We start from the raw sequence: 24,849 nt of genomic DNA, 5'->3' as shown, positions 1-24,849 counted from the left end.
CGGGAACCTTACCCAACGGCAAATACAAATTTTTCATATTTGCATTTGGCCAGCTGATAACATTGCCCGCTCGTTTTTCCAGCCTGGATCGCTTCGATGTTCCGCCGTCCGCCCGCCCTGCCCCTCGCCGCCCTGCTCGCCAGCCTGCTCCTGGCCGGTTGCGGCCCCGACGAGCCGAAGGCCGTCGCGGAACCCGGCGAAGCCCTTTCCGGCGGCGGCGCCAGCGTCTACCAGGCCGACCGCAACGCCTACTCCATGCCCTCGGGCAACCTCACGCCCAGCCGCCGGCTGGACTTCGCCGTGGGCAACAGCTTCTTCCGCAACCCCTGGGTGATCGCGCCCTCCACCACCACCGCGCGCGACGGCCTGGGCCCGCTGTACAACACCAACGCCTGCCAGAACTGCCACATCAAGGACGGCCGCGGCCACCCGCCGACCGCCAACGACATCAACGCGGTGTCGATGCTGGTGCGCCTGTCGATTCCCGCCGGGCCGGATGACGCGCGCACCCTGCAACGCCTGGGCGTGGTGCCCGAGCCGGTGTACGGCGGCCAGTTGCAGGACGCGGCCATTCCCGGCGTGGCGCCGGAGGCCCGCGTGCGGGTCGACTACCAGCCGCTCAAGGTGGCGTTCAAGGACGGCACCGAAGTCGAGCTGCGCAAGCCGACGCTGCGCCTGACCGAACTGGGCTACGGCCCGATGCACCCAGGCACCCTGTTCTCCGCCCGCGTCGCCCCGCCGATGATCGGCCTGGGCCTGCTCGAAGCCATCCCCGAGGCGGCCATCCTGGCCAACGCCGACCCCGAGGACCGCGACGGCGATGGCGTTCGCGGCCGCCCCAACCGGGTCTGGGACGACGCCCGCCAGCAGACCGCGCTCGGCCGCTTCGGCTGGAAGGCCGGGCAGCCCGACGTGGCGCAGCAGAACGCCCACGCCTTCTCCGGCGACATGGGCCTGACCACCCACCTGCTGCCCAGCGACGACTGCAGCGCAGCCCAGGTCGCCTGCCGCCAGGCCATCGACGGCGGCCAGCCGGAAGTCAGCCAGCGCATCTTCGACCAGGTCGCCTTCTACGCGCGCAATCTGGCGGTGCCGGCGCGGCGCAAGGTCGACGACCCGCAGGTCCTGGCCGGCAAGGCGCTGTTCCACGAAGCCGGCTGCGCCAGCTGCCACACCCCGAAGTTCACCACCGGGCCCGACGCCGCCGAGCCGGAGCTGGCCAACCAGGTCATCCGTCCGTACAGCGACTTGCTGCTACATGACATGGGCGACGGACTCGCGGACAATCGCCCCGAATTTCTCGCCAGCGGGCGCGACTGGCGCACCCCGCCGCTGTGGGGCATCGGCCTGACCGAGACGGTCAACGGCCACACCCAGTTCCTCCACGACGGGCGCGCGCGCAACCTGCTGGAAGCCGTGCTCTGGCACGGCGGCGAGGCCGAAGCGGCCCGGCAGCGCGTGCTCGCCTTCGACACCGTGCAGCGCCAAGCCTTGCTGGACTTCCTGAATTCACTCTAAGGAGCCGAACATGTTCCGCCCCCGACTACTGCTCACCAGCCTCGCCATCGCCCTGGGCGCCTGCTCGCCGCAGGACCCGCAGGCGACCACCAGCGCCACGCTGGCGCAGCAGGTGATTCTGCCGGCCTACGGCCGCTGGGTCGACGCCGACCGCGCCCTGGCCGCCAGCTCCCTGGCCTTCTGCCAGGGCAAGGAAGACCTGGCCCGCGCCCGCGCCGACTTCGTCGCCGCGCAGAAGGCCTGGGCCGAACTGCAGCCGCTGCTGATCGGCCCGCTGGCCGAAGGCAACCGCGCCTGGCAGATCCAGTTCTACCCGGACAAGAAGAACCTGGTGGCGCGCCAGGTCGAGCAGCTGCTCGACGGCGGCGCGCAGATCACCCCGGCCGCGCTGGCCAAGTCCAGCGTCGTGGTGCAGGGCCTGACCGCCTACGAGTACATCCTCTTCGACGCCAAGGTCGACCTCGCCGACGCCACCGCCAAGGCGCGCTACTGCCCGCTGCTGGAAGCCATCGGCGAGCACCAGCAGGCTCTGGCCCAGGACATCCTGGCGCGCTGGAAGGCCGACAACGGCATGCTCGCGCAGATGAGCAAGTTCCCCAACGAGCGCTACGCCGACGCCCACGAGGCGATCGCCGAGATGCTCCGCGTGCAGGTCACCGGCCTGGACATGCTGAAGAAGAAGCTCGGCACCCCGCTGGGCCGCCAGAGCAAGGGCATCCCGCAGCCGTTCCAGGCCGAGAACTGGCGCAGCGACGCCTCCCTGGCGAGCCTGGAAGCCAGCCTGAACGGCGCCGAGGCGCTGTGGAAAGGCACCGACGGCAAGGGCCTGCGCGCCCTGCTGCCGAGCGAGCAGAAGGAGCTGGCCGGCAAGATCGACGCCGCCTACGCCGACGTCCACGGCAAGTTCGCCGCGCTCAAGCAGCCCATGGGTCAACTGCTCAAGGACGACGCCGGGGTCAAGCAGCTCAACGAGCTGTACGACAGCCTGAACGTCGTGCATCGCCTGCACGAAGGCGACCTGGCGAAAGCGCTGGGCGTGCAACTGGGCTTCAACGCCAACGACGGCGACTGACCCGAGCGAGGTGCATACCATGCTGCGACGTCACGTGATCGGCCTGGGCAGCCTGCTGCTCGGCGCCCTCTCCTTCGGCGGCTGGACGCTGTCGCGCAAGGGCAAGGAGCTCCTGCTGCTGTCCGCCCGCGACGACGCGGATGGCAAGCACTACGCGGTGGGCTACCGCCTGGACGGCAGCTGCGTGTTCGCCACCGAGGTGGGCCTGCGCTGCCACGCCATCGTCCAGCACCCGACGCTGCCGCTGGCGCTGTTCGTGGCCCGCCGCCCGGGGCGCCAGAGCTACCTGGTGAGCCTGGAGGACGGGCGCCTGCTGCAGACCCTCGACGCGCAGCCCGACCGCCACTTCTACGGCCACGGCGTGTTCCACAAGGACGGCGAGTGGCTCTACGCCACCGAGAACGACACCACCGATCCCGGCCGCGGCCTGCTCGGCGTCTACCGCTTCGACGGCGAGAAGCTGCTGCACAGTGGCGAAGTGCCGACCCACGGCCTGGGCCCCCACGAGGTGGCCTGGCTGCCCGACGGCGAGACCCTGGTGGTGGCCAACGGCGGTATCCGCACCGAAGCGGAGAGCCGGGTGGAGATGAACCTCGACGCCATGGAGCCGAGCCTGGTGCTGATGCGCCGCGACGGCGCGCTGGTCTCCAAGGAAACCCTGGCGCAGCAGATGAACAGCGTGCGCCACCTGGCCATCGCCGCCGACGGCACCATCGTCGCCTGCCAGCAGTACATGGGCGACGCCCATGAGCGCGCCGACCTGCTCGCGATCAAGCGCCCGGGCCAGGACTTCCAGCCCTTCCCGCTGGCCGACGAGCAGCGCCAGGCCATGCTCCAGTACACCGCCAGCGTGGCGGTGCACGACGAACTGCGCCTGGTGGCGCTGACCGCGCCGCGTGGCAACCGTTTCTTCATCTGGGACCTGGACAGCGGCGCCCTGCGCCTGGACGCGCCGCTGCCCGACTGCGCCGGCGTCGGCGCGGTGAAGGACGGCTTCGTGGTCACCTCCGGCCAGGGCCGCTGCCGTGTCTACGACTGCCGCGCGCAGGCGATCTCCATGCAGGCCCTGCAACTGCCCCCGGCCTTCTGGGACAACCATCTGCACCTGGCGTCCTGAATTCACGCCGGCTATCCACGCCAGCGTCATCCAGGCCCGCGACAATACTCCCGCCGCTCGTCCGTCGCCGCTCATGAAGCGGCGCGGGCGGCCGATTCCTGTTACGACCGATACCCACTCCGCGTCCACGAGGCGTTCCCACGATGTTCCGAACCTCCCTGCGCATGCAGATTCTCTCTCTGCTGGGCGGCAGCCTGCTGCTCGTCCTGCTGGTGGCCCTGGCCTGCTTCCAGTTCCTTTCCGGCGGCATCGGCGCCTACCAGCGTCTGCTCGACGGCCCGCTGCAATCCTCGCAACTGGTGGACCAGGCCAACCTGGCCTTCAAGGTCCAGGTGCAGGAATGGAAGAACGTGCTGCTGCGCGGCCAGACCCCGGCCGACCTGCAGAAATACTGGGGCCAGTTCGAGGACCAGGAACGCAACGTCCAGGACATCCTCCAGCGTCTGCAGCAACAGGCCGCCAGCGACCCGGCGCTGAGCCAGCAGGTCGCCCGCCTGCGCGACGAACACCGTCAGCTCGGCCAGGCCTACCGCAAGGGCCGCGACGCCTACCTGGCCGCCGGCAGCGAGCCGCGCGCCGGCGACGCCGCGGTCAAGGGCATCGACCGCGCCGCCAGCGAGCAGATGGCCGCGCTGGTCGGCAGCCTGCACCGCAGCAGCCAGGAACAATCGCGCAGTATCGCCGCAGAAGCGCAACGTACCGTCGTGGTCGGCAGCCTGGTGCTGGTGCTCGCCGGCGTGCTGCTCGGCCTGCTCAGCCTGTGGCTGGTCAACCGCAACCTGATCGGGCCGATCTCGCGGCTGATCGAACACATCGCCCAGCTCGCCCAGGGCAACTTCGGCGAGCGCGTCGACGCCAGCCGCCAGGACGAACTGGGCCGCCTGGCCCGCGCGGCGAACACCCTGCGCGACTTCCTCGCCGACACCTTCAACCGCCTCAAGCGCAGCACCAACGAACTGGACAGCGCCAGCGGCGAACTGAACGCCATCGCCACGCTGATGGCCGAAGGCACCCGCGAGCAGTTCTCGCGCACCGACCAGGTGGCCACGGCGATGCACGAGATGTCCGCCACCGCCCAGGAAGTCGCGCGCCACGCCGCCGACGCCGCGCACGCGGCCGACGACGCCGACCACCACGCCCAGGCCGGCGAGCAGGTCATGCAGTCGACCATCGACACCATCACCCGGGTCAGCACCGAGATCGCCAGCACCGCCGACGTCATCCGCCGCCTGGAGGCCGACAGCGGGCGCATCGGCAAGGTTCTCGAAGTGATCCGCGGCATCGCCGAGCAGACCAACCTGCTGGCGCTCAACGCCGCCATCGAGGCCGCCCGCGCCGGCGAGCAGGGCCGCGGCTTCGCCGTGGTCGCCGACGAGGTGCGCACGCTGGCCCAGCGCACCGCTGAGTCCACCGCCGAGATCCACCAGATCATCGACACCGTGCAGACCGGCGCGATCAACGCCGTGCGCGCCATCCAGGACGGCCAGACCCGCAGCGAGGAAGGCCTGGAGCAGGTGACCCAGGCCGGCAGCATGCTGCAGAACATCACCCAGGCGGTGGAAGCCATCCGCGACATGAATCGGCAGATCGCCACCGCCGCCGAGGAGCAGACCTCGGTGGCCGAGGATATCTCGCGCAACCTCACCGAAATCACCGCCATCGGCGCCACCAACGAAGAAAACGTGCAACGCACGCAGAAGGCCAGCCAGCGCCTGCACGGCCTGTCCGGCGAGCTCAGCGACGTGACCCACCGCCTGGGCGCCTGACCCCGGCCCGCCACAGGGACGTGGCGCCCTCCCCGCGATGAGCGCGCGAGGCCCGCTCTAACCCGATACTTCGCGACCGCTTCGCCGACGATGCGCAATCTCTTGCAACTCAGGCGCTTTGACGCGCCGGCCGTCTGCGTCTAATGTGCGCACTTCCGCCTCGCAACGAGGCGGTCCCGAAAGGCTCCGGGAATCGAAGCAGTCCCGCGCACGCAGGGTCGGCCGACCAGGAAGGGCCCCTCGCGGCGCCGAGCCGCCAGGCATTCACCAAGGAACAGGAACATGTTGCGCCGCATGCTGATCATGCTCGGCGCGGTCGCCGTCATAGTCGCGGTGCTCGCCGGCTCGAAATACCTCTCCATCCAGAAGCAGATCGCCCAGTTCAGCGCGCCGCGCCCGCCGGTCAGCGTCACCGCGGCGAAGGCCGAGGAACTCACCTGGCACAGCCGCCTGCCGGCCATCGGCACGCTGCGCGCCAACCAGGGCGTGGTGCTCACCGCCGAAGCCTCGGGCACCGTACGCGAAGTGCTGTTCCAGTCCGGCGAGAAGGTGCGCGTGGGCCAGCCCATCGTGCAGCTGGAAAGCGACGTCGAAACCGCCACCCTGCACACCGCCGAGGCCGACTTCGGCCTGGCCCAGGTGGAGTTCGAGCGCGGCCGCAGCCTGGTCGGCCGCCAGGCCATCTCCAAGAGCGAATACGACCGCCTGGCCGCGCAGCTGCAACGCTCCAGCGCCACGGTCGCGCAACTCAAGGCGGCGCTGGCGAAGAAACGCCTGCTGGCGCCCTTCGGCGGCACCATCGGCATCCGCCAGGTGGACGTCGGCGACTACGTCTCGCCGGGCACCCCGGTGGCCACCCTGCAGGACCTGTCGACGCTGCTGGTGGACTTCTTCCTGCCGGAACAGGACTTCCCGCGCCTGAAGGTCGGGCAGAGCGTGCTGGTCACCGTCGCCGCCTACCCCGGCCAGGTGTTCGAAGCGCGCATCCAGGCGCTGAACCCGCGGGTCGACAACGAGACGCGCAACCTGCAGGTACGCGCCGGCATGGCCAACCCCGACGGCAAGCTGCTGCCGGGGATGTTCGCCAACCTGGAAGTGCAGCTGCCGGATTCCGCGCAGCGCGTGGTGGTGCCGGAAACCTCGGTGGCCTTCACCCTGTACGGCAACTCGGTGTACGTGGTGGCCCCGAAACAGGACAAGGACGGCAAGCCGCAGGCCGACGCCAAGGGCGAGCCGCAGCTGGCCGTGGAGCGCCGCTTCGTCAAGGTCGGCGAGCGCCGCGAAGGCAAGGTGGTGATCCTCGACGGCCTGAAGGCCGGCGAACAGGTGGTGACCAGCGGCCAGCTCAAGCTGGACAACGGCACCCCGGTGGCCATCGTCGACGACGTACGCTGACCGGCAAGCGCAGCACGAGGGCGGCCCGCGCGGCCGCCGAACCCCGCCCGGCCACGGCCGCGCGGGCGCAATGACAAAGGACTGGAACCATGGCCTTTACCGATCCCTTCATCCGCCGCCCGGTACTGGCGACGGTGGTCAGCCTGCTGATCGTCCTGCTCGGCATGCAGGCCTTCAGCCGCCTGGTGATCCGCGAATACCCGCAGATGGAAAACGCGCTGATCACCGTCACCACCTTCTATGCCGGCGCCAACGCCGAGACCATCCAGGGCTACATCACCCAGCCGCTGCAGCAGAGCCTGGCCAGCGCCGAGGGCATCGACTACATGACCTCGGTGAGCCGGCAGAACTACTCGGTAATCTCGATCTACGCGCACATCGGCGCCAACACCGACCGTTTGGTAACGGAGCTGCTGTCGAAGATCGGCGAGGTGAAGACCCAGCTGCCGCCCGACGCCGAAGACCCGGTGCTGGACAAGGAAGCCGCCGACGCCTCGGCGCTGATGTACATCAGCTTCTTCAGCGAGCAGATGGACAACCCGCAGATCACCGATTACCTGTCGCGGGTGATCCAGCCCAAGCTCGCCACCCTGCCGGGCATCGCCGAGGCGGAGATCCTCGGCAACCAGGTATTCGCCATGCGCCTGTGGCTGGACCCGGTGAAGATGGCCGCCTACGGCATCACCGCCAGCGACATCGACGACGCCGTGCGCAAGTACAACTTCCTCTCCGCCGCCGGCGAGGTGAAGGGCGAGCTGGTGGTCACCAGCGTCAACGCCGCCACCGACCTGAAGTCGCCGGAAGCCTTCGCCGCCATCCCGCTGAAGACCCTGGGCGATCGCCGCGTGCTGATGAGCGACGTGGCGCGGGTGGAACTGGGCGCGGCCAGCTACGACGCGGTCAGCTCGTTCAACGGCATCCCCTCGGTGTACATCGGCATCAAGGGCACCCCCAGCTCGAACCCGCTGGACGTGATCAAGGAAGTGCGGGCGAAGATGCCCGAGCTGGAAGAACAGCTGCCGCCGAACCTCAAGGTGTCCATCGCCTACGACGCCACGCGCTTCATCCAGGCCTCCATCGACGAGGTGGTGAAGACCCTCGGCGAGGCCATCCTCATCGTCATAGTGGTGGTGTTCCTGTTCCTCGGCGCGTTCCGCTCGGTGCTGATCCCGGTGGTGACCATCCCGCTGTCGATGATCGGCGTGCTGTTCTTCATGCAGCTGATGGGCTACTCGATCAACCTGCTGACGCTGCTGGCGATGGTCCTGGCCATCGGCCTGGTGGTGGACGACGCCATCGTGGTGGTGGAGAACATCCACCGCCACATCGAGGAGGGCAAGTCGCCGTACCAGGGCGCCATCGAGGGCGCGCGGGAGATCGCCGTGCCGGTGGTCACCATGACCATCACCCTGGCCGCGGTGTACGCCCCCATCGGCTTCCTCAGCGGCCTGACCGGCGCGCTGTTCAAGGAGTTCGCCTTCACCCTGGCCGGCGCGGTGATCATCTCCGGCATAGTCGCGCTGACCCTGTCGCCGATGATGTGCTCGCGCCTGCTGCGCCACGACGAGAACCCCAGCGGCCTGGCGCATCGCCTGGACCTGATCTTCGAGGCGCTGAAGCGCCGCTACCAGCGCGCGCTCCACGCCACCCTGGACAGCCGTCCGGTGGTGCTGGTGTTCGGCGCGCTGGTGCTGGCGATCATCCCGCTGCTGCTGATGTTCACCCACAAGGAACTGGCGCCGGAGGAAGACCAGGGCATCGTCTTCCTCATGGCCAACGCGCCGCAGACCGCCAACCTCGACTACCTGAACAAGTACACCAGCGAGTACGAGCGCATCTTCCGCAGCTTCCCCGAGTACTACTCGGCGTTCCAGATCAACGGCTACAACGGCGTGCAGTCCGGCATCGGCGGCATGCTGCTCAAGCCCTGGGACGAGCGCCAGCGCAGCCAGATGGACCTGCTCCACGCGGTGCAGGCGGAGCTGGACAAGATTCCCGGCCTGCAGATCTTCGGCTTCAACCTGCCGTCGCTGCCGGGCACCGGCGAAGGCCTGCCGTTCCAGTTCGTGATCAACACCGCCGCCGACTACCAGTCGCTGCTGCAGGTGGCCGAGCGGGTCAAGAAGCACGCCGAGGAGTCCGGCAAGTTCGCCTTCCTCGACCTCGACCTGGCCTTCGACAAGCCGGAACTGGTGGTCGACATCGACCGCGCCAAGGCCGCGCAGATGGGCGTGTCCATGCAGGACCTCGGGGTGACCCTGGCCAGCCTGCTGGGCGAGGGCGAGATCAATCGCTTCACCATCGACGGGCGCAGCTACAAGGTGATCGCCCAGGTCGAGCGACGCTTCCGCGAGAACCCCGACTGGCTGGGCAGCTACTACGTGAAGAACACCCGCGGCGACCTGCTGCCGCTGTCCACCGTGGTGACCCTGCACGAGCGCGCGCGGCCACGCCAGCTCAACCAGTTCCAGCAGCTGAACTCGGCGATCATCTCCGGCATGCCGCTGGTGAGCATGGGCGACGCCATCGACACCGTGAAGCAACTCGCCGAGGAAGAATCGCCGCGCGGCTTCGCCTTCGACTACGCCGGCGCCTCGCGGCAGTTCGTGCAGGAGGGCAACGCCCTGCTGCTGACCTTCGGCCTGGCCCTGGCGGTGATCTTCCTGGTGCTGGCGGCGCAGTTCGAGAGCTTCCGTGACCCGCTGGTGATCATGGTCACGGTGCCGCTGTCGATCTGCGGCGCGCTGGTGCCGCTGTTCCTCGGCCTGTCGAGCCTGAACATCTACACCCAGGTGGGCCTGGTGACGCTGATCGGGCTGATCAGCAAGCACGGCATCCTCATCGTCGAGTTCGCCAACCAGCTGCGCCACGAGCGCGGCCTGTCGGTGCGCGAGGCGGTGGAGGAAGCCGCGGCCATCCGCCTGCGTCCGGTGCTGATGACCACCGCGGCCATGGTCCTGGGCGTGATCCCGCTGCTGATGGCCAGCGGCGCCGGCGCGGTGAGCCGCTTCGACATCGGCATCGTGATCGCCACCGGCATGAGCGTGGGCACCCTGTTCACCCTGTTCGTGCTGCCTTGCGTGTACACGCTGGTGGCGAAGAAAGACCTGTCGCCAGCGGCCGAACCGAGCCCGGCGCACTGAACGGAAAAGCCCCGCCGATGCGGGGCTTTTTTCATGTTCCAGGTCACGCGGCGGACGCGCCGGGATGCCACTCAGGCACCCCTTTCGACCGCTCGCGGCTTTGTGTAGCGCTCGATACATAGGCTAAACACGCCCAATACATCCCTAGGCTATCCCTGCGCGGACATCGCGGGACCACTCCGGTTCCCCGCCCTTCTTCGCTGGAATCCGCCATGCCGGGAAAAGCCGCCAGTCCAGGCTTCACCCTCGTCGAACTGATGGTCACCATCGCCGTGCTGGCGATCCTGGCGAGCATCGCCACGCCCATGTTCGGCAGCCTGATCCAGAAGAACAAGCTGGATGCCGCCAGCGGCGAGCTCACCCACCTGCTGCAGTACGCGCGCACCGAGGCGGTGACCCGCGGGGTGAGCGTCACCGTGAAGACCAGCGACAGCAACTGGGTCGGCGCCGTCAGCGTCGCCACCAGCAGCGAGACGCTGCGCCAGTACGGCAGCGAAGGCATCAACGGCGCCAGCGGCGTCAGCGCCAGCGGCACCGCCACCAGCCTGACCTTCCGCCCCTCCGGCACCCTCAGCGGCAGCGCCATCAGCATCACCCTCTGTACCCTCGATGGCGGCAGCAGCGGGCGCGTGCTGAGCGTGTCCGGCAGCGGCCTCATCAGCAGCACCAGCAAGGAGTGTTGAGCGTGAACGGCCAACGCGGATTCACCCTGCTCGAAGTCCTGGTCAGCCTGCTCCTGGTGAGCGTCGGCGCCCTGGGCATGGCGGCGCTGCAGGCCAAGAGCCTGCGCTACACCCAGGATGCGGTGCAGCGCAACGGCGCCATCCTGCTGGCCAACCAGTTGCTGGAGCAGATGCGCAGCAACCCCAAGGGCGCCCTGACCTCCAACAAGTTCACCATCGGCTCCGGCTACTACAAGGCCGCCGGCAGCGCCTTCGCCAGCACGTCGCGCACCGACTGCAGCACCCGCAGCCGCGGCGCCGGCGGCAGCGACGTGGCCAGCGCCGACCTCGCCTGCTGGGTGCAGTCGGTGAAGGCCACGCTGCCGGTCACCAGCGCGATCCTCGCCAGCGACTTCACCATCTGCCCGAGCCAGGCCGACGGCAGCTGCACCGACACCGCCAGCTCGGCGGTACTGATCCGGATCGCCTGGCAGGACCCCACCGGCCAGTGCGACGACAACCTCTGCACCTACAGCCTGCGCGGCGAACTATGAGGCCCGGCATGCCCACTCCCTACCGCCGCCAGCGCGGCCTGTCCCTGGTCGAGCTGATGGTCGCCCTGGTCATCGGCAGCCTGCTGATCCTCGGCGCCACCCAGCTGTACCTCAACAACAAGGCGCATTTCCGCTTCCAGCAGGGCCAACTGGTCAACCAGGAAAACGGCCGCTACGCGTTCCTGCTGCTCGACCAGCAACTGGCCCGCACCGGCTACCGCTACCTGCCCCAGGACAGCCTGGAGAGCGCCTTCCCGTCCCTGGGCAGCAGCAACGGCTGCCCGGCCTTCAGCGCCGGCCAGACCTTCCAGCTGACCAGCGACGGTAATGGCATCTGCCTGCGCTACCAGGGCGCCAGCGACGAGACGACCCAGTCCAGCGGCTCCACCGGCGTGCGCGACCAGTACGATTGCCAGGGCAACTTCATTCCCCGCGGCGCCAGCATCCTCACCCGTATCAGCTATGTCGCCGGCAGCACGCCGGACACCGGCAGCCTGACCTGCAGCGCCCAGGGCGCCACGGCGCAGACGCTGATCACCGGCCTCGCCGGCTTCGTCTTCTTCCCCCTGCCCGCGAAGACCGAGGCCACCCTGTCGGCCAGCTACGCCGCGCTGCTGGCCAGCGGCGCGGTGAATCGCGGCGGCATGGCCAGCGACGTCGCCAGCCGCTGGAAGACCTTCACCGGCAAGACCCTCAGCGAAGACACCAGCTACGCCTACCAGATCGCCCAGGGCAGCGTGATGTTCAGGAACCTGATGCCATGACCCCACGCCACACCGCACGCCGCCAGGCCGGCGCCACCTTGATCATCGCCCTGGTGATGCTGCTGCTCGGCACCCTCATCGCCCTCAGCAGCATTCGCGGCACCACCCTGGAAACCCGCATCATCGGCAACCTCAGCGAGCAGCAGCACGCGCGCAACGCCGCCGAATCGGCGTTGCGCGAGGGGGAGCGGCGCCTGCAGGCCCAGGGCAGCCTGGACATAGGCGCGGCGAACTGCACCACCAGCGTCGCCAGCCACGCCAACCTGTGCATCCTCTCGGTCGACAAGTACGCGAACAACGCCGACGCCAGCAGTGACTGGTGGGGCAACGACAGCACCGCGATCGACTACCTGGGCATGGACGGCAGCACCCAGTTCGACCCGGTACCGCGCTGGAACACCGCCTACATCGCCTTCGATCCACCGGACTCCCACGGCAACGTCGAGATCACCGACCCCGACGAACGCTCCGATGGCCGCGGCCCGCACTACTACCGGGTCAGCGCGGCCGCCCAGGCCGATGGCAAGCGCCTGATCAGCGTGTTGCAGACCGTCACCATTCGCCGCTACTACTGAGGAGGGTGCCCCTTGTCATCCCGCCACCGCATCAGCCCCTGGCTTCACGGCCTCCTCGGCGCGGCGCTGCTCGCCGCCTCCGCCCTGGCCACGGCGTCCACGCTCACCCTCGGCCAGCAACCGCTGTTCCTCACCGAGGGCGTGGCGCCGAACATCTTCGTCACCCTCGACAACTCGGGGAGCATGGAATACGGCTACACCCCGGACGGCATCAGCAGCTACCGCACGACCCGGCGCGCCAAGTCGTCGACCTTCAACGGCACCTACTACAACCCGTTGGTGACCTACAGCGCGCCCTACAGTGTCAGCTACACCAGCAGCACCCTGACCGTCACCCAGCTCAGCACCAGCTTCACCGCCGCCTACGTCAACGGCTTCAAGACCAGCAAGGGCACGCTCAACCTGTCCACCGGCTACAAGGTGTCCTGGAACTACGACCCCTCCACCACCCTGGGCAGCACCTACGGCAGCAACGGCCTGGCGGAGAACCCCTCGGCGGACTTCGGCGCCAGCACTACCACCTCGAGCAGCACCGGCAGCGCGACGGTGACGACCGGCGTCACCTACAGCACCAACGCCAGCAGTTGCCCCTCGTCGATCAGCAACACCAGCAGCACCAGCACCGGCACGCCCACCACCAGCACCAGCGCGTCGACCGGCGGCACGGTCACCAGCACCCCCAGCACCACGACCGTCACCAGCTATTCCAACATCAGTTGCACCAAGAGCGGCAGCAAGTACACGGTCAAGGTCACCACCACCGCGACACCGACCACCACCACCACGGTCAAGACCACCGACATGACCAAGAGTGCGGTGCCGGCCTACTACTACCTGTACAACACCGCGCTCAGCGGCTGCACCTCGGTGACCACCGATGACAACTGCTACAAGCTGGTCACCGTCTCCAGCACCTCGGGCACCAACGGTACGGACGAGCGGCAGAACTTCGCCAACTGGTACAGCTACTACCGCATCCGCGCCCTGGCCTCGCAGTCCTCGGCGAACATCGCCCTGGTGAACCTGTCGGACAACACCCGCCTGGCCTGGCAGACCCTGGCGGTGTCCGACAGCTGCACCCTGAACAACACCACCTGCAAGGGCATCGACAGCTCCGGCTACGACACCCGCTTGCGCAACTTCTCCGGGCAGCACCGCGCCGACTTCTTCAAGTGGCTGGCGGACATCCCCTATGGCGGCGGCACCCCGCTGCGGACCGCGCTGACCCGGGTCGGCTCTTTCCTGCAGACCACCGGTGTCAACGGCCCCTACGCCTACTCGCTGGGCAGCACGGCCAGCCCGGAATACGCCTGCCGGCCCAGCTACCACATGATGGTCACCGACGGCCTGTGGAACAACGACTCCTACTCCGGGATCGAATACGACAACGCCACCCAGACCCTGCCCGACAAGATCAGCTACTCGCCGATGGCGCCCTACAAGGACAGCACCGGCAACACCCTGGCCGACATCGCGTTCAAGTACTGGGCCACCGACGCGCGCAGCGACATCGACAACGACGTCCCGGCCTACACCGCGGTCTCCAGCACCAACGCCACGACCCAGTACTGGAACCCGAAGAACGACCCGGCCACCTGGCAGCACCTGGTCAACTACTTCGTCGGCATCGGCCTGGGCCAGTCGTTGACCAACCCGGCCTGGGGCGGCGACACCTTCTCCGGCGACTACAGCAAGCTGGCCGCCGGCACTCTGAGCTGGCCGGCGGCGTCATCGGACAGCGCCAACAACGTCTACGACCTGTGGCACGCGGCGATCAACTCGCGCGGTGAATTCTTCAGCGCCGACAGCCCCGACCAGTTGCTCTCGGCGATGCAGAACATCGTCACACGGATTTCCGAGCGCGAGGACTCCGGGGCCAGCCCGGCGCTGATGAGCTCGCCCCTGCTCAACGCCGACAACAGCAGCGACAGCACCCTCTACAGCTACACGCCGAAGTTCAACAGCGCGGACTGGAGCGGCGACCTGATCAAGTACCTGCAGAACACCAGCGCCGGCACCCAGAGCCAGGTCTGGAGCGCCAAGTCGCTGCTCGACGCCACCTACTCCAGCGGCAACAGCGTCTTCTCCAGCCGCGTGGTGAAAATGGCCGACGGCACCAGCACGAGTACCAGCAAGCTCAAGGACTTCACCTGGGCCAACCTCAGCAGCGCCCAGCAGACCAGCCTGAACCTGACCCTGGCGGCGACCGTCGACAGCCTCGGCTCCAAGCGCGTGGACTTCCTGCGCGGCGACCGCAGCAACGAAGGCTCGACCTTCCGCACCCGCAGCAGCGTGCTGGGCGACATCATCGACTCGGCGCCAGTGCTGGTCGGCGCGCCGAGCCGCCTGGCCTCGCTGATGAACGCCACCGTCAGCAGCACCGACACCTCCTACACCACCTTCAAGAGCACCTGGGCCGCGCGCGCCACGCGTATCTACGTCGGCGCCAACGACGGCATGCTGCACGCCTTCGACGGCGACGGTAAGGAAGTCTTCACCTACATTCCCAGCGCGGTGATCGGCAACCTCTACAAGCTCACCGACGCCAGCTACACCAGCAAGACCCACCAGTACTACGTCGACGGCTCGCCGGTGACCGCCGACGTCTACTACGACAACGCCTGGCACACCGTGCTGGTCGGCACCCTGCGCGGCGGCGGCCGGGCGCTGTTCGCCCTGGACATCACCGACCCGGGCAACATCAAGCTGCTCTGGGAGAAGAGCTACAGCGACAGCGACTACAGCGAACTGGGCTTCACCTACTCGCGGCCGACCATCAGCCTGCTGCACAACGGCACCTGGTCGGTGATCCTCGGCAACGGCTACAACGGCACCAACGACAAGGCCGTGCTGTACCTGATGAACATCAAGGACGGCAGCCTGATCAAGGCGCTGACGGTCAGCGACGGCAAGACCACCGCCAACGGCCTGGCCACGCCGCGCGCGGCCGACATCAACGGAGACCTGGTCACCGACTACGTCTACGCCGGCGACCTCCACGGCAACCTCTGGCGCTTCGACCTGATCAGCCCCGGCAGCCTCACCGCCAGCACCACCGCGAGCAACTTCAAGGTGGCCTTCAACGGCACGCCGCTGTACACCGCGACGACCTCGACCGGCCAGGTGCAACCGATCACCAGCGCGCCCTACCTGGTCAAGCACACCTCCGGCACCGGCTACCTCGTCGAGTTCGGCACCGGCAAGTACATCGAGACCGACGATGCCGACCCCAACACCAGCACCACCATGAGCCTGTACGGTATCTGGGACCTGCAGACCGCCGGGCAGAGCGTCAGCAGCACGCCGACGCTGAGCCGCAGCAAGCTGCAGCAGCAGACCATGAAGGAGAGCTCGACCACCACCTCCTTCGACAACAACGGCACGGCGGTCACCCAGACCGTGCGCACGGTCAGCGACACCGCGGTCACCTGGTACGACAGCAATGGCAATGTCTCCAGCTACGGCTGGTACCTGGACCTGCCGGCGACCGGCGAGATGGTGGTGAACAACCTCTACGTCACCGCCGGCGTGCTGATCGCCAGCACCCTGACACCCAACGAGGATCCCTGCGCCGATGGCGTGACCACCTGGCTGATGACCCTCGACCCCTACACCGGCGGCGCCACCGACTTCGCCACCATCGACCTGAACAACGACGGCGTGGTGGATGACAACGACCGCTACAACGGCAGCAGCGTCTCGGGCTTCCAGATGACCGGCCTGAAGGGCGGCTTCACGGTGAGCGCCAGCAGCAGCTCGAGCAACGATCCGGTCGCCTGCGGCAGCGATGGCTGCGTGAGCATCGGCACCGATGCGTCCCAGTCCGGCCGGCAGAACTGGCGCAATATCCTGGAGCAGGAATGAACACGAACAGACGACAGCAGGGCTTCACGCTCATCGAGATGATGGTGGTCGTGGTGATCCTCGGGATCCTCGCCGCCATCGCCTTCCCCAACTACCAGGAGTACGTCCTGCGCGGCAAGCGCGCGGAGGGCCAGGCGCTGCTCAACGAGGCGGCGGCCCACGAGGAGCGCTGGTACAGCCTCAATCCCGGTTCGGGCTACATCACCAGCCAGTCGTCGGTCGCCAGCCTGGCGCTGAACCACACCACGGGCACCAGCGTCACGTCCGACACCGGCCTGTACAACCTCACGGTCGGCACCAGCGGCAGCGACGGTGGCTACACCCTCACCGCCACGCCGACCTTCAGCGACAGCAAATGCAGCCTGCTGACCCTGACCGCGCAAGGCGTCAGGGGCAACAGCGGCACCGGCAGCACCAGCGACTGCTGGCGCTGACCACGCGCCTCAGGCGGGCTGCCGTTGCATGCCGCCGCGGCCCTGCTCGGCGTCGCGGCGCAGGCTCCAGTTCTGCAGGTGCTCGCGGCTCTGCCGGTAGGGCTTCAGGCCCATGCCCAGCAGCACCACGCCGCCGAGCAGGGCCAGGCCGGTGACGATCAGCAGCGAGTAGCGCAGGGCCAGGTCGTCGTGGAACACGAAGTCGGTGACCAGCGCCACCGCCGTGGGGCCGACGCCCAGGCCGAACAGGGTGACCACGAACAGGTAGATGGCCGAGGCCTGGCCGCGCATCGAGTTGGGCATGATCTCCTGGATCGCCGCCGGCGCCACGCCGAAGGGCATGCTCAGGCAGAACACCATGGGCGCCATCAGCGCGGCGACCAGGTTGGCGTTGTCCAGCAACGGGTAGAGCAGCGCCAGGGGCAGGGCCAGGCAGGCCGCCAGCAGGCCGACGCGCATGTTGGCGTCGGTCTTGCCGCGCTTGGCCCAGTGGTCGGCCAGGCGCCCGCCGAAGACGATGCCCAGGCAGCCGAACACCGCCACGATGCTGCCGTACACCACGCCGACGTGGCCGGCGTCCCAGCCATAGGTGCGGACGAAGAAGGTCGGCACCCAGGCGCCGGCGCCGTAGCTGGCGAAGGAGATGCAGGCGAAGCCGAAGTTGTGGCAGATCACCGTCTTGCGGTTGGCCCGCAGGTAGGCGCCGACTTCACGCATCGGCACTTCGACGCCAGCCCCCACGCCGTGGCGCTGGGGTTCCTTCACCGCCAGCATGAGCAGGGTGAAGAGCACCCCGGCGGCGCCGAGGATGAGGAAGATCAGCTGCCATGGGCGCACTTCGCCGAGCACCGGCAGCAGCACGTCGCCCTGGGCCGAGGCGAACTTGATCACCAGCCCGCCGAGCAGGAAGGCCAGCCCGGAGCCCAGGTAGATGCCCATGGAATAGACGCTGATGGCGGTGGCGCGGCGCTGCGCCGGGAAGCTGTCGGCGATCAGCGAATAGGCCGCCGGCGACAGCGCCGCCTCACCGACGCCGACGCCGACGCGGAACAGCAGGAACTGCCAGTACTGGCGAGCCAGGCCGCAGGCCGCGGTCATGGCGCTCCAGATCAGCACGCCGACGGTGATCAGCCCGCGCCGGCTGCGGCTGTCGGCCATGCGCCCGAGGGGGATGCCGCAGAGCGTATAGAACAGCGCGAAAGACAAGCCCATCAGCAGGCTCATCTGCGTGTCGCTGATGGCCAGGTCGCGCCGGATCGGCCCGACCAGCAGGTTGAGGATCTGTCGGTCGATGAACGACAGGACGTAGGCGATCATCAGGATCGCCACCGTGGACCAGGCCACGGTACTGGAGGGGTAGCCGTTGTTGTTGTTGTGCATGCCGGACTCCTGAGTCGCCGCCAACGCGGCCAGAGCGATGGGGAGAGGCTGGAGCTTAGGCAAGGTGAATAGCAGCGTGCTCTCACTATCAGGTAGCTGAATGCGAGTGGCGACCTCTGGCTGATGAAGCGGATGGCGGGGAAGGCCTTTCGCAGGAGCGAGAGCCGGCACCTAGGCGGGCGTCAGGCACTCCGGCCCGTCGCAGGCGGGATCGTTGACGATGGTCGCCAGCGCCTGCTCGCGCAGCCCCGGCTGCGGCCGCGCCAGCAAGCTCAGCAGCTTGGGCTGCGGCGCCCCCGCGTCGAGCCAGAGCCCGCGGTCGTCCTCTTCCTGGAGCAGCAGCGGACGGCGCAGGTCGCCGGCGGCGCGGGTCACCAGGGCCAGGCTGAGCCAGGTGTGACCATCCACCGGGTAGGCTTCCCAGATGCCGGCGAAGTAGCTCAGGCCACCGCTCGCGGCCACCCAGTAGGGGCGCTTGCGCACACCGCGCCACTCGTAGAAGCCGTTGGCCGGCACCAGGCAGCGGCGGCGGGCGAAGGCCTCGCGGAACATCGGCTGCTCGTGCAGGGTCTCGGCGCGGGCGTGGGCCGGGGTGCGCGACAGGTCGGTGAGCCAGGCCGGGGTCAGGCCCCAGCGGGCCAGGTCGGCGCGGCGCACGCCAGCCTCCTCGCGCAGCATCAGCAGCTGCGCGCCGGGGGCGAGGTTCCAGTGCGGCGGGTGGTTCTTCGGAAAGCCCGGCAGCTCGGCGAGCTCGCGGGTCCAGCGGAACAGGGCGAAGCGGGCGGTCATCGACGCTCCAGGGCGGCCTCAGCAGAGCAGGATGCCGCTGGCCGGGCCGAACTCGTCGGCCGGGCCGGGCAGCGGTTGCGCGGCATTGTACGCCGCGATCAGGTCGCGCGCCCGTTGTGCGTCCTCGTCGTCGACCCACAGGTGCAGCAGGCCGTGCAGCGGCAATTCGCCGATACCGCCGAGCAGGTGGCGGCCGTGGAGGTGGCAGGCTACGCCCTCGCTGGCCAGCACGCCGGTCAGCAGCTCGGCCTCGGCCAGGTCGGCCGGTTCATAGACTCGTTGCATCAGTCGTCCTCCCGATGGGCCTCCAGCGTCCAGTCGACGCCGTCGGTGTACAGCTGGAACAGGATCGGCCGGCAACACACCGGACAATCCTCATAGTAGCTCTGGTCGCCGGCGGAGAGGTCGAGCACCGCCTCGACCGGCTCGCCGCAATAGGGACATTGGTACGCCTGGGTCTCGAGCATCTGAAGGTTCCCGTGTGACTTCCGTTATACTCCCGCGGTCTTTTTACCCGGCCGCGCCCGCGCGCGACGCCGGATTCCGGGGGAAAGGCCCGCGCCAGACGCGGGCCGCGCCAGTTACACCCATGAACAAGAGAGCATGATGGGCGAGTTCGAAGCCATCCGACCGTACAACGACGCCGAAGTCCCGGCCGTTCTGCAACGCCTGCTGAGCGATGACACCTTCCTCAGTATTCTGGCGCGCTATCGCTATCCGCGCCTGTCGCGCCCCTTCGGCTGGCTGCTGCGCCCGCTGATCGCCCACCGCCTGGCCCGCGAGGTCACCGGCATCCGTAGCGTGGTGGAGCTGCAGGACAAGTTCGAGCCCTACGTCGACCGCACCATCGAGCACGCCACCGACGGCGTGACCTACTCCGGCGTGGAAAACCTCAAGCCCGGCCGCGCCTACCTGTTCATCGCCAACCACCGCGACATCGTGATGGACCCGGCGTTCTGCAACTACGCCATCTACCACGCCAGGCTGCCGACGCCGCGCATCGCCATCGGCGACAACCTGCTGCAGCGACCGTTCGTCAGCGACCTGATGCGCCTGAACAAGAGTTTCATCGTGCACCGCTCGATCAGCGGCCGGCGCGAGAAGCTGGCGGCGTACAACACGCTGTCGGCCTACATCAACCATTCGATCCGCGAGGACGGCGAGTCGGTGTGGATCGCCCAGGCCGAAGGCCGCGCCAAGGACGGTGACGACCGCACCGATTCGGCGATCCTCAAGATGTTCCACATGAGCCGCAAGGGCGAGCCCTTCGCCGAGGTGGCCCGCGAGCTGCACCTGATCCCGGTATCGATCAGCTACGAATACGACCCCTGCGACGCCGCCAAGGCCCGCGAGCTGTTCACCCGCGCCAGCACCGGCGAGTACCGCAAGGCGCCGGGCGAGGACGACGCCAGCATCGCCCAGGGCATCACCGGCTACAAAGGCCGCGTGCACATCAACTTCGGCCCCGAGATGGACGGCGACTACGACGACGCCAAGCAACTGGCCGCCGCCCTGGACCGGCAGATCCTCGGCAACTACCGGCTGTTCCCGGTGCATTACCTGGCCTACGAGATGTCCACGCTGCGCGACCCGGCCCTGGGCGTGCCGAGCGCCGCCAGCCTGTTCGGCGCCGAGGAACTGCAACGCGCCCGCGCGCAGTGGCAGGAGCGCCTGGACGCCTGCCCCGAAGAGCAGCGCCCCTACCTGCTGCTGCAGTACGCCAACCCGGTGCTCAACCAGTACCGCCTCAAGCAGGACTGATCGCCGCGATGAACGAAAAGGGCGCCCTCGGGCGCCCTTTTGCATCGCTTCGGTGCGGCTCAGCCCGCCAGGTGCGTGCTGTAGCGGCTCAGGACCACGGCCAGCGCCAGGCAGGCGAAGCCGAAATGGTAGAAGAAGCGGTTGATCCGCGCGGTCGAGGGCTCGGCCTCGGCCAGGCTCACGGCCTCGCCGTCGGCGCCGGCCAGCAGCCGTTGCAGGGCCAGGCGCTCGCGCCGGCGGGTGGCCAGCAGCAGCCAGGCGCCAGCCAGGCAGAAGAACAGCGCCAGGTCATTGAGAACCCGGGCGGGGTGGGCCTGGAACAGATTCCAGAGCGCCTGCAGCGACATCACGACCTCCACACTTCAGGACTGCGCACCCCGAAGCAAGAAAGCGCCAAGGCCAGTTCTGTACATTGCGACGAACCGCAGAGGGTGCGTCACGGGACTGAAAGAAACGCCGCCGATTGTATCTCCCAGGCAGAAGCCGCAGCCAGTTCGGTCATCTTATTCACGACGAACGTCAGCGTTATCGAGAAGGGTTCTAAGTCGTCCGCGCCACCTGGCACATGACTGGCTAGGTCCCTTTCGCCATCCGGTTCATCACCTAGGAGAGACATCATGCTCGAGATCGTTCCCCACGAAAGCGCGTACCTGATCGAACACCTGGAAGAAATCGAAGCCGTGGTCACCGACCTGTCCTTCAACGTCCAGGACGACCATTGGCTGGTGTACACCCAGGCCTGCGGCCACGAGCACCTGGACCTGCCGGAAGCCGACGAACGCCAGCCGGCCTACGAGAACGACCCGTTCCACCAGGCCGCCGCCTGAATTCCGCTGCATGAAAAAAGCCCGGCACTGGCCGGGCTTTTTCGTGCGCACCTGGAACTCAGCGCGTATTCAGGGTCTGGCCGATGCTCGGGTCCTTGAACACGCGGTTCAGGGCGTCGCTGAGCACATCGCTGACCAGCTTGGTGTTGGTCGCCTGGTTCGGCGCCATGCCGAAGCTCTGGTCCAGCGAGGAGCCGTAACGGCCGCTGTAGTTGCGCCCGCCGCTCTGCACGTCGACACGGAAGGTCGCGCCGATGGTGGCCTGGGTCACGTAGACGCCGTCCTTGGGCGACTGGTACTTCAGATCGGCCAGGGTCAGGGTCAGGGTCGGGGCGTTGTAGGCGTTCGGCGACGGGGTGAAGCCGAGCAGGCGTACCGCCACCTCGGCCTGCGCCTGCAGCTTGGGAATCACGTCCTGGCTGCGCACGGTGACCGCGCTGGTCTCCGAGTAGAGACCGCCGCGGGTGCCGAGCTCGGTGCTCTGGCGGCCGTCGACCACCTTCACCACCACCGGCTGGCCTTGGCCGACGGCGACCGGCTGGCCGCTGAACTGCGGGTCCGGATTGAGTTGTTGCGGGCTGAGGGCACAGCCGGACAAGGCCAGGGTGCCGGCGGCGATCAGACTGAGCAACAGGCGCTGCAACATGTTCGTGTCTCCATGGGTTGGGCTCGAAGCGGCGGGCAGTATACCGGCCGTCGGAGCGCCCTGATAGCGCTCTGCAGGTTGGACGCTGGCACTTTGTTTCAGGTTCCTCGGCACCGATATATTGCCCTGGGAAAACGCACCAGCATGGTGCAATCCCAGGTAATCCGGTGACCAGGACTCGGAAAAAAGTCTAAGTTCGAGGGCTTTTTTCGCATTTCGTCGTTATAATCGCCCCCCGATTATAAGGACGCCTCCTGATCGGGTCCCACAGTTCGACGGCCTTGCGTTCGTCCTCCTGTCACGCCCTCCTAGAGAGTCGCCAATCGCGCGGCGGCCACGGGCCCCCTGCGCTTTGTACCGATCGTTGCGACGACACTTTCAGGCAAGGATTGCCGCGAGTCCCCTCCGTACCGAGACCGGACCCGCCCGCAGCGACGACCCCCTTTGAGCTTCACGTCTCCATAAGAGCGTGATTTGAAGGTTTTTCACTACTTCACGAGAGTGTGGCGAGCGAGAATGGCGCAGAACGAACACGAAGCTTTGGATGTGCTGCTGGTTGGCGCCGGCATCATGAGCGCAACCCTGGCGACCCTGCTGAAGGAAGTCGAGCCGGGCATCCGCCTGGAGATCGTCGAACTGCAGGAGTCCGGAGCGATCGAGAGCTCCAACCCCTGGAACAACGCCGGTACCGGCCACGCCGGGCTCTGCGAGCTGAACTATACGCCGCAGGCCGCCGACGGCAGCATCGACATCAAGAAAGCGGTGCAGATCAACGCCCAGTTCGAGGTGTCCAAGCAGTTCTGGGCCCACCTGGTGGACAAGGAAGGCTTCGGCAATCCGCGCAACTTCATCAATCCGGTGCCGCACCTGAGCTTCGTTCGCGGCAAGGACGTGGATTTCCTGAAGAAGCGCTTCGAGAAGCTCAGCCAGCACCACGCCTTCGAGTCCATGGTCTACACCGAGGACCGCGAGCAGCTGGGCCAGTGGGCGCCGCTGACCACGCCCGGCCGCCCGGCCGACGAGCGTGTCGCCGCAACCCGCGTCGAGCACGGCACCGACGTCAACTTCGGCGCCCTGACCAACCAGCTGCTGGCCCGCCTGGGCAAGCAGGATGGCGCGAAGGTCAGCTACTTCCAGAAGGTCGTGGGCCTCGAGCGTGACGGCCAGGACTGGATCGTCGACGTCAAGAACACCCAGAACGGCCAGTCGCGCAAGATCCGCACGAAGTTCGTCTTCCTCGGCGCCGGCGGCGGCGCGCTGCCGCTCCTGCAGATGTCCGGCATCCCGGAAAGCAAGGGCTTCGGCGGCTTCCCGGTGAGCGGCCAGTGGCTGCGTTGCGACAACCCGGAAGTGGTCAGGCAGCACCAGGCCAAGGTCTACAGCCAGGCCGAGGTCGGCGCCCCGCCGATGTCCGTGCCGCACCTGGACACCCGCGTGGTCGACGGCAAGAAATCCCTGCTGTTCGGGCCCTACGCCGGCTTCTCCACCAAGTTCCTGCGTCATGGTTCGTTCCTCGACCTGCCGCTGTCGGTGCGTGGCAGCAACCTGCTGCCGATGCTCGCCGTGGCCCGCGACAACATGGACCTGACCCGCTACCTGGTACGCGAAGTCATGCAGTCCATGGACCAGCGCCTGGAAAGCCTGCGCAAGTTCTACCCGCTGGCCAACCCGGCCGACTGGCGCCTGGAAACCGCAGGCCAGCGCGTGCAGATCATCAAGAAGGACCCGAAGAAAGGCGGCATCCTGCAGTTCGGCACCGAACTGGTGGCGGCCGAGGACGGCACCATCGCCGCCCTGCTGGGCGCCTCCCCGGGCGCCTCGGTGACCGTGTCGATCATGCTCGGCCTGCTCGAGCGCTGCTTCCCGGCGCAGTACAAGTCCGACGCCTGGGGCGCCAAGCTCAAGGAGATCTTCCCGGCCCGCGAGAAGCAGCTGGAAAGCGACGCTTCGGCCTACCGCGAGATCAACGCCTACACCTGGCAGAAGCTGCAACTGGATCAGTGATCCGGCCATAGCGCAAAAGGCCCGCCATTCGGCGGGCCTTTTCGTTTGCGCGGCGCGGGCTCAGCGGCAGCTGATCATCCAGCCGACGCCGAAGCGGTCGTGGAGCATGCCGAAACGCTGCGCCCAGAAGGTCTTCTCCATCGGCATGTCCACCCGGCCCTCCTCGGCCAGCGCGGCGAAGGCCCGCTCCGCCGCCACCACGCTGTGCAGCGCCAGGTGCAGGCAGAAACCGCCGAGCGGCGCCTCGTGCTCGCCACGGCCGTCGGACATGAGGATCTCGCTCTGGCCGACCTGCAGGCTGGCATGCATGACCTTCTCGCACCAACCGTCGGGCACCTGCAGCGGCCCCGGCGCCTCCTGGTAACGCATCAGCGCGTTGAGCTGCGCCCCCAGCGCCTGCTGGTAGAAGGCGATGGCCTCGTCGCACTGGCCGTGGAAGAACAGATAGGGTTGTACATGCATGGGCTGCGTCCTCGCCTTGTCGTTGTTCTACCTGCAAGTCTAGGCGGGGTTCGCGAGCAAGCTCGCTCCTGCGAAGAGCATTACCTGTGGGAGCGAGCTTGCTCGCGAACCCTCCA

At 67.8% G+C, this 24,849-nt stretch carries 22 protein-coding genes; 15 read left to right on the top strand and 7 right to left on the bottom strand.

Annotation, left to right across the window (positions count from 1 at the left end; translation table 11 throughout):
• Window positions 1-96 precede the first annotated feature (96 nt).
• The 12 genes from P3W75_RS03230 (at window position 97) to P3W75_RS03175 (ending at window position 16,864) form a co-directional block, all read left to right on the top strand.
• Window positions 97-1,518 carry a di-heme oxidoredictase family protein gene (locus P3W75_RS03230; protein WP_276225936.1) on the top strand — a complete coding sequence of 474 codons (1,422 nt, stop codon included), beginning with the start codon at window positions 97-99 and terminating at the stop codon, window positions 1,516-1,518.
• Window positions 1,519-1,528: 10 nt separating this feature from the next.
• Window positions 1,529-2,590, top strand: a complete 1,062-nt coding sequence (locus tag P3W75_RS03225; protein WP_276225935.1) for an imelysin family protein — start codon at window positions 1,529-1,531, stop codon at window positions 2,588-2,590.
• Between the two features lie 19 nt (window positions 2,591-2,609).
• Window positions 2,610-3,707 carry a DUF1513 domain-containing protein gene (locus P3W75_RS03220; protein ID WP_276225934.1) on the top strand — a complete coding sequence of 366 codons (1,098 nt, stop codon included), beginning with the start codon at window positions 2,610-2,612 and terminating at the stop codon, window positions 3,705-3,707.
• A 677-nt stretch (window positions 3,708-4,384) separates the two neighbouring features.
• Window positions 4,385-5,473 carry a methyl-accepting chemotaxis protein gene (locus P3W75_RS03215; RefSeq protein WP_430765333.1) on the top strand — a complete coding sequence of 363 codons (1,089 nt, stop codon included), beginning with the start codon at window positions 4,385-4,387 and terminating at the stop codon, window positions 5,471-5,473.
• A 282-nt stretch (window positions 5,474-5,755) separates the two neighbouring features.
• The gene (locus tag P3W75_RS03210; protein ID WP_276225932.1) at window positions 5,756-6,868 is read left to right on the top strand and encodes an efflux RND transporter periplasmic adaptor subunit; all 1,113 of its coding nucleotides are present in this window, start codon (window positions 5,756-5,758) and stop codon (window positions 6,866-6,868) included.
• An 89-nt stretch (window positions 6,869-6,957) separates the two neighbouring features.
• Entirely contained in the window at window positions 6,958-10,011 is a 3,054-nt protein-coding gene (locus tag P3W75_RS03205) for a multidrug efflux RND transporter permease subunit (RefSeq protein ID WP_276225931.1), read from the top strand.
• Between the two features lie 212 nt (window positions 10,012-10,223).
• Window positions 10,224-10,694 (top strand): GspH/FimT family pseudopilin, encoded by a 471-nt coding sequence (locus tag P3W75_RS03200; protein ID WP_276225930.1) that lies wholly within the window; start codon window positions 10,224-10,226, stop codon window positions 10,692-10,694.
• 2 nt (window positions 10,695-10,696) lie between these two features.
• Window positions 10,697-11,227, top strand: a complete 531-nt coding sequence (gene pilV, locus P3W75_RS03195; RefSeq protein ID WP_276225929.1) for a type IV pilus modification protein PilV — start codon at window positions 10,697-10,699, stop codon at window positions 11,225-11,227.
• A gap of 8 nt (window positions 11,228-11,235) precedes the next feature.
• Window positions 11,236-11,991 carry a PilW family protein gene (locus P3W75_RS03190; protein ID WP_276225928.1) on the top strand — a complete coding sequence of 252 codons (756 nt, stop codon included), beginning with the start codon at window positions 11,236-11,238 and terminating at the stop codon, window positions 11,989-11,991.
• Window positions 11,988-12,566, top strand: coding sequence for a pilus assembly PilX family protein (locus P3W75_RS03185; RefSeq protein ID WP_276225927.1), 579 nt, complete (start codon window positions 11,988-11,990; stop codon window positions 12,564-12,566). The genes P3W75_RS03190 and P3W75_RS03185 overlap by 4 nt, the downstream gene beginning before the upstream one ends.
• Window positions 12,567-12,578: 12 nt before the next feature.
• Window positions 12,579-16,430 (top strand): pilus assembly protein, encoded by a 3,852-nt coding sequence (locus tag P3W75_RS03180; protein ID WP_276225926.1) that lies wholly within the window; start codon window positions 12,579-12,581, stop codon window positions 16,428-16,430.
• Window positions 16,427-16,864, top strand: a complete 438-nt coding sequence (locus tag P3W75_RS03175; RefSeq protein ID WP_276225925.1) for a type IV pilin protein — start codon at window positions 16,427-16,429, stop codon at window positions 16,862-16,864. The genes P3W75_RS03180 and P3W75_RS03175 overlap by 4 nt, the downstream gene beginning before the upstream one ends.
• 9 nt (window positions 16,865-16,873) lie before the next feature.
• Here P3W75_RS03175 and P3W75_RS03170 read toward each other — a convergent pair whose 3' ends face one another.
• The 4 genes from P3W75_RS03170 to P3W75_RS03155 all read right to left on the bottom strand — a co-directional run bounded on the left by P3W75_RS03170 (window position 16,874) and on the right by P3W75_RS03155 (window position 19,500).
• On the bottom strand, window positions 16,874-18,244 hold the full coding sequence (locus P3W75_RS03170) for a spinster family MFS transporter (RefSeq protein WP_276225924.1): 1,371 nt from the start codon (window positions 18,242-18,244) through the stop codon (window positions 16,874-16,876).
• Between the two features lie 171 nt (window positions 18,245-18,415).
• The gene (locus tag P3W75_RS03165; protein ID WP_276225923.1) at window positions 18,416-19,033 is read right to left on the bottom strand and encodes an SOS response-associated peptidase; all 618 of its coding nucleotides are present in this window, start codon (window positions 19,031-19,033) and stop codon (window positions 18,416-18,418) included.
• An 18-nt stretch (window positions 19,034-19,051) separates the two neighbouring features.
• Entirely contained in the window at window positions 19,052-19,318 is a 267-nt protein-coding gene (locus P3W75_RS03160) for a DUF2007 domain-containing protein (protein ID WP_276225922.1), read from the bottom strand.
• Window positions 19,318-19,500 (bottom strand): CPXCG motif-containing cysteine-rich protein, encoded by a 183-nt coding sequence (locus P3W75_RS03155; RefSeq protein ID WP_276225921.1) that lies wholly within the window; start codon window positions 19,498-19,500, stop codon window positions 19,318-19,320. Before P3W75_RS03155 ends, P3W75_RS03160 begins: the two co-directional genes overlap by 1 nt.
• A 136-nt stretch (window positions 19,501-19,636) precedes the next feature.
• Here P3W75_RS03155 and P3W75_RS03150 point away from each other — a divergent pair, with 136 nt between their 5' ends.
• Window positions 19,637-20,794: a 1-acyl-sn-glycerol-3-phosphate acyltransferase gene (locus P3W75_RS03150; RefSeq protein ID WP_276225920.1), complete on the top strand. Its 1,158-nt coding sequence runs from the start codon at window positions 19,637-19,639 to the stop codon at window positions 20,792-20,794.
• A 59-nt stretch (window positions 20,795-20,853) separates the two neighbouring features.
• On the opposite strand, the gene P3W75_RS03145 is transcribed toward P3W75_RS03150, so the two are convergent.
• Window positions 20,854-21,141: a hypothetical protein gene (locus P3W75_RS03145; protein WP_276225919.1), complete on the bottom strand. Its 288-nt coding sequence runs from the start codon at window positions 21,139-21,141 to the stop codon at window positions 20,854-20,856.
• A gap of 270 nt (window positions 21,142-21,411) precedes the next feature.
• On the opposite strand from P3W75_RS03145, the gene P3W75_RS03140 reads away from it, so the two are divergent.
• A complete protein-coding gene (locus P3W75_RS03140) occupies window positions 21,412-21,621 on the top strand; it encodes a hypothetical protein (RefSeq protein ID WP_276225918.1) in 210 nt (69 codons plus the stop codon).
• Window positions 21,622-21,679: 58 nt separating this feature from the next.
• On the opposite strand, the gene P3W75_RS03135 is transcribed toward P3W75_RS03140, so the two are convergent.
• Entirely contained in the window at window positions 21,680-22,267 is a 588-nt protein-coding gene (locus P3W75_RS03135) for a YajG family lipoprotein (protein WP_276225917.1), read from the bottom strand.
• 501 nt (window positions 22,268-22,768) lie between these two features.
• Between P3W75_RS03135 and mqo the strand changes: the two genes are divergently transcribed.
• Entirely contained in the window at window positions 22,769-24,271 is a 1,503-nt protein-coding gene (gene mqo, locus P3W75_RS03130) for a malate dehydrogenase (quinone) (protein ID WP_346429848.1), read from the top strand.
• A 60-nt stretch (window positions 24,272-24,331) separates the two neighbouring features.
• Here the strand turns inward: mqo and P3W75_RS03125 are convergent, their stop codons facing one another.
• Window positions 24,332-24,733, bottom strand: coding sequence for a glyoxalase/bleomycin resistance/extradiol dioxygenase family protein (locus P3W75_RS03125; RefSeq protein WP_276225915.1), 402 nt, complete (start codon window positions 24,731-24,733; stop codon window positions 24,332-24,334).
• Window positions 24,734-24,849 lie beyond the last annotated feature (116 nt).

This window comes from Pseudomonas citronellolis (genome assembly GCF_029335315.1).
GTDB lineage: Bacteria > Pseudomonadota > Gammaproteobacteria > Pseudomonadales > Pseudomonadaceae > Pseudomonas > Pseudomonas citronellolis_A.
This window is presented reverse-complemented; position numbering and strand designations above follow the sequence as displayed.

Bases quoted from the DNA above. Each gene is read 5' to 3' on its own strand.
- P3W75_RS03155 (WP_276225921.1), bottom strand. From the start codon at position 19,500: ATGCTCGAGACCCAGGCGTACCAATGTCCCTATTGCGGCGAGCCGGTC.
- P3W75_RS03230 (WP_276225936.1), top strand. From the start codon at position 97: ATGTTCCGCCGTCCGCCCGCCCTGCCCCTCGCCGCCCTGCTCGCCAGC.
- P3W75_RS03135 (WP_276225917.1), bottom strand. From the start codon at position 22,267: ATGTTGCAGCGCCTGTTGCTCAGTCTGATCGCCGCCGGCACCCTGGCC.
- P3W75_RS03175 (WP_276225925.1), top strand. From the start codon at position 16,427: ATGAACACGAACAGACGACAGCAGGGCTTCACGCTCATCGAGATGATG.
- P3W75_RS03165 (WP_276225923.1), bottom strand. From the start codon at position 19,033: ATGACCGCCCGCTTCGCCCTGTTCCGCTGGACCCGCGAGCTCGCCGAG.
- P3W75_RS03200 (WP_276225930.1), top strand. From the start codon at position 10,224: ATGCCGGGAAAAGCCGCCAGTCCAGGCTTCACCCTCGTCGAACTGATG.
- P3W75_RS03185 (WP_276225927.1), top strand. From the start codon at position 11,988: ATGACCCCACGCCACACCGCACGCCGCCAGGCCGGCGCCACCTTGATC.
- P3W75_RS03145 (WP_276225919.1), bottom strand. From the start codon at position 21,141: ATGTCGCTGCAGGCGCTCTGGAATCTGTTCCAGGCCCACCCCGCCCGG.
- P3W75_RS03160 (WP_276225922.1), bottom strand. From the start codon at position 19,318: ATGCAACGAGTCTATGAACCGGCCGACCTGGCCGAGGCCGAGCTGCTG.
- P3W75_RS03170 (WP_276225924.1), bottom strand. From the start codon at position 18,244: ATGCACAACAACAACAACGGCTACCCCTCCAGTACCGTGGCCTGGTCC.
- P3W75_RS03210 (WP_276225932.1), top strand. From the start codon at position 5,756: ATGTTGCGCCGCATGCTGATCATGCTCGGCGCGGTCGCCGTCATAGTC.
- P3W75_RS03205 (WP_276225931.1), top strand. From the start codon at position 6,958: ATGGCCTTTACCGATCCCTTCATCCGCCGCCCGGTACTGGCGACGGTG.
- P3W75_RS03150 (WP_276225920.1), top strand. From the start codon at position 19,637: ATGATGGGCGAGTTCGAAGCCATCCGACCGTACAACGACGCCGAAGTC.
- P3W75_RS03190 (WP_276225928.1), top strand. From the start codon at position 11,236: ATGCCCACTCCCTACCGCCGCCAGCGCGGCCTGTCCCTGGTCGAGCTG.
- P3W75_RS03140 (WP_276225918.1), top strand. From the start codon at position 21,412: ATGCTCGAGATCGTTCCCCACGAAAGCGCGTACCTGATCGAACACCTG.
- P3W75_RS03220 (WP_276225934.1), top strand. From the start codon at position 2,610: ATGCTGCGACGTCACGTGATCGGCCTGGGCAGCCTGCTGCTCGGCGCC.
- P3W75_RS03225 (WP_276225935.1), top strand. From the start codon at position 1,529: ATGTTCCGCCCCCGACTACTGCTCACCAGCCTCGCCATCGCCCTGGGC.
- P3W75_RS03125 (WP_276225915.1), bottom strand. From the start codon at position 24,733: ATGCATGTACAACCCTATCTGTTCTTCCACGGCCAGTGCGACGAGGCC.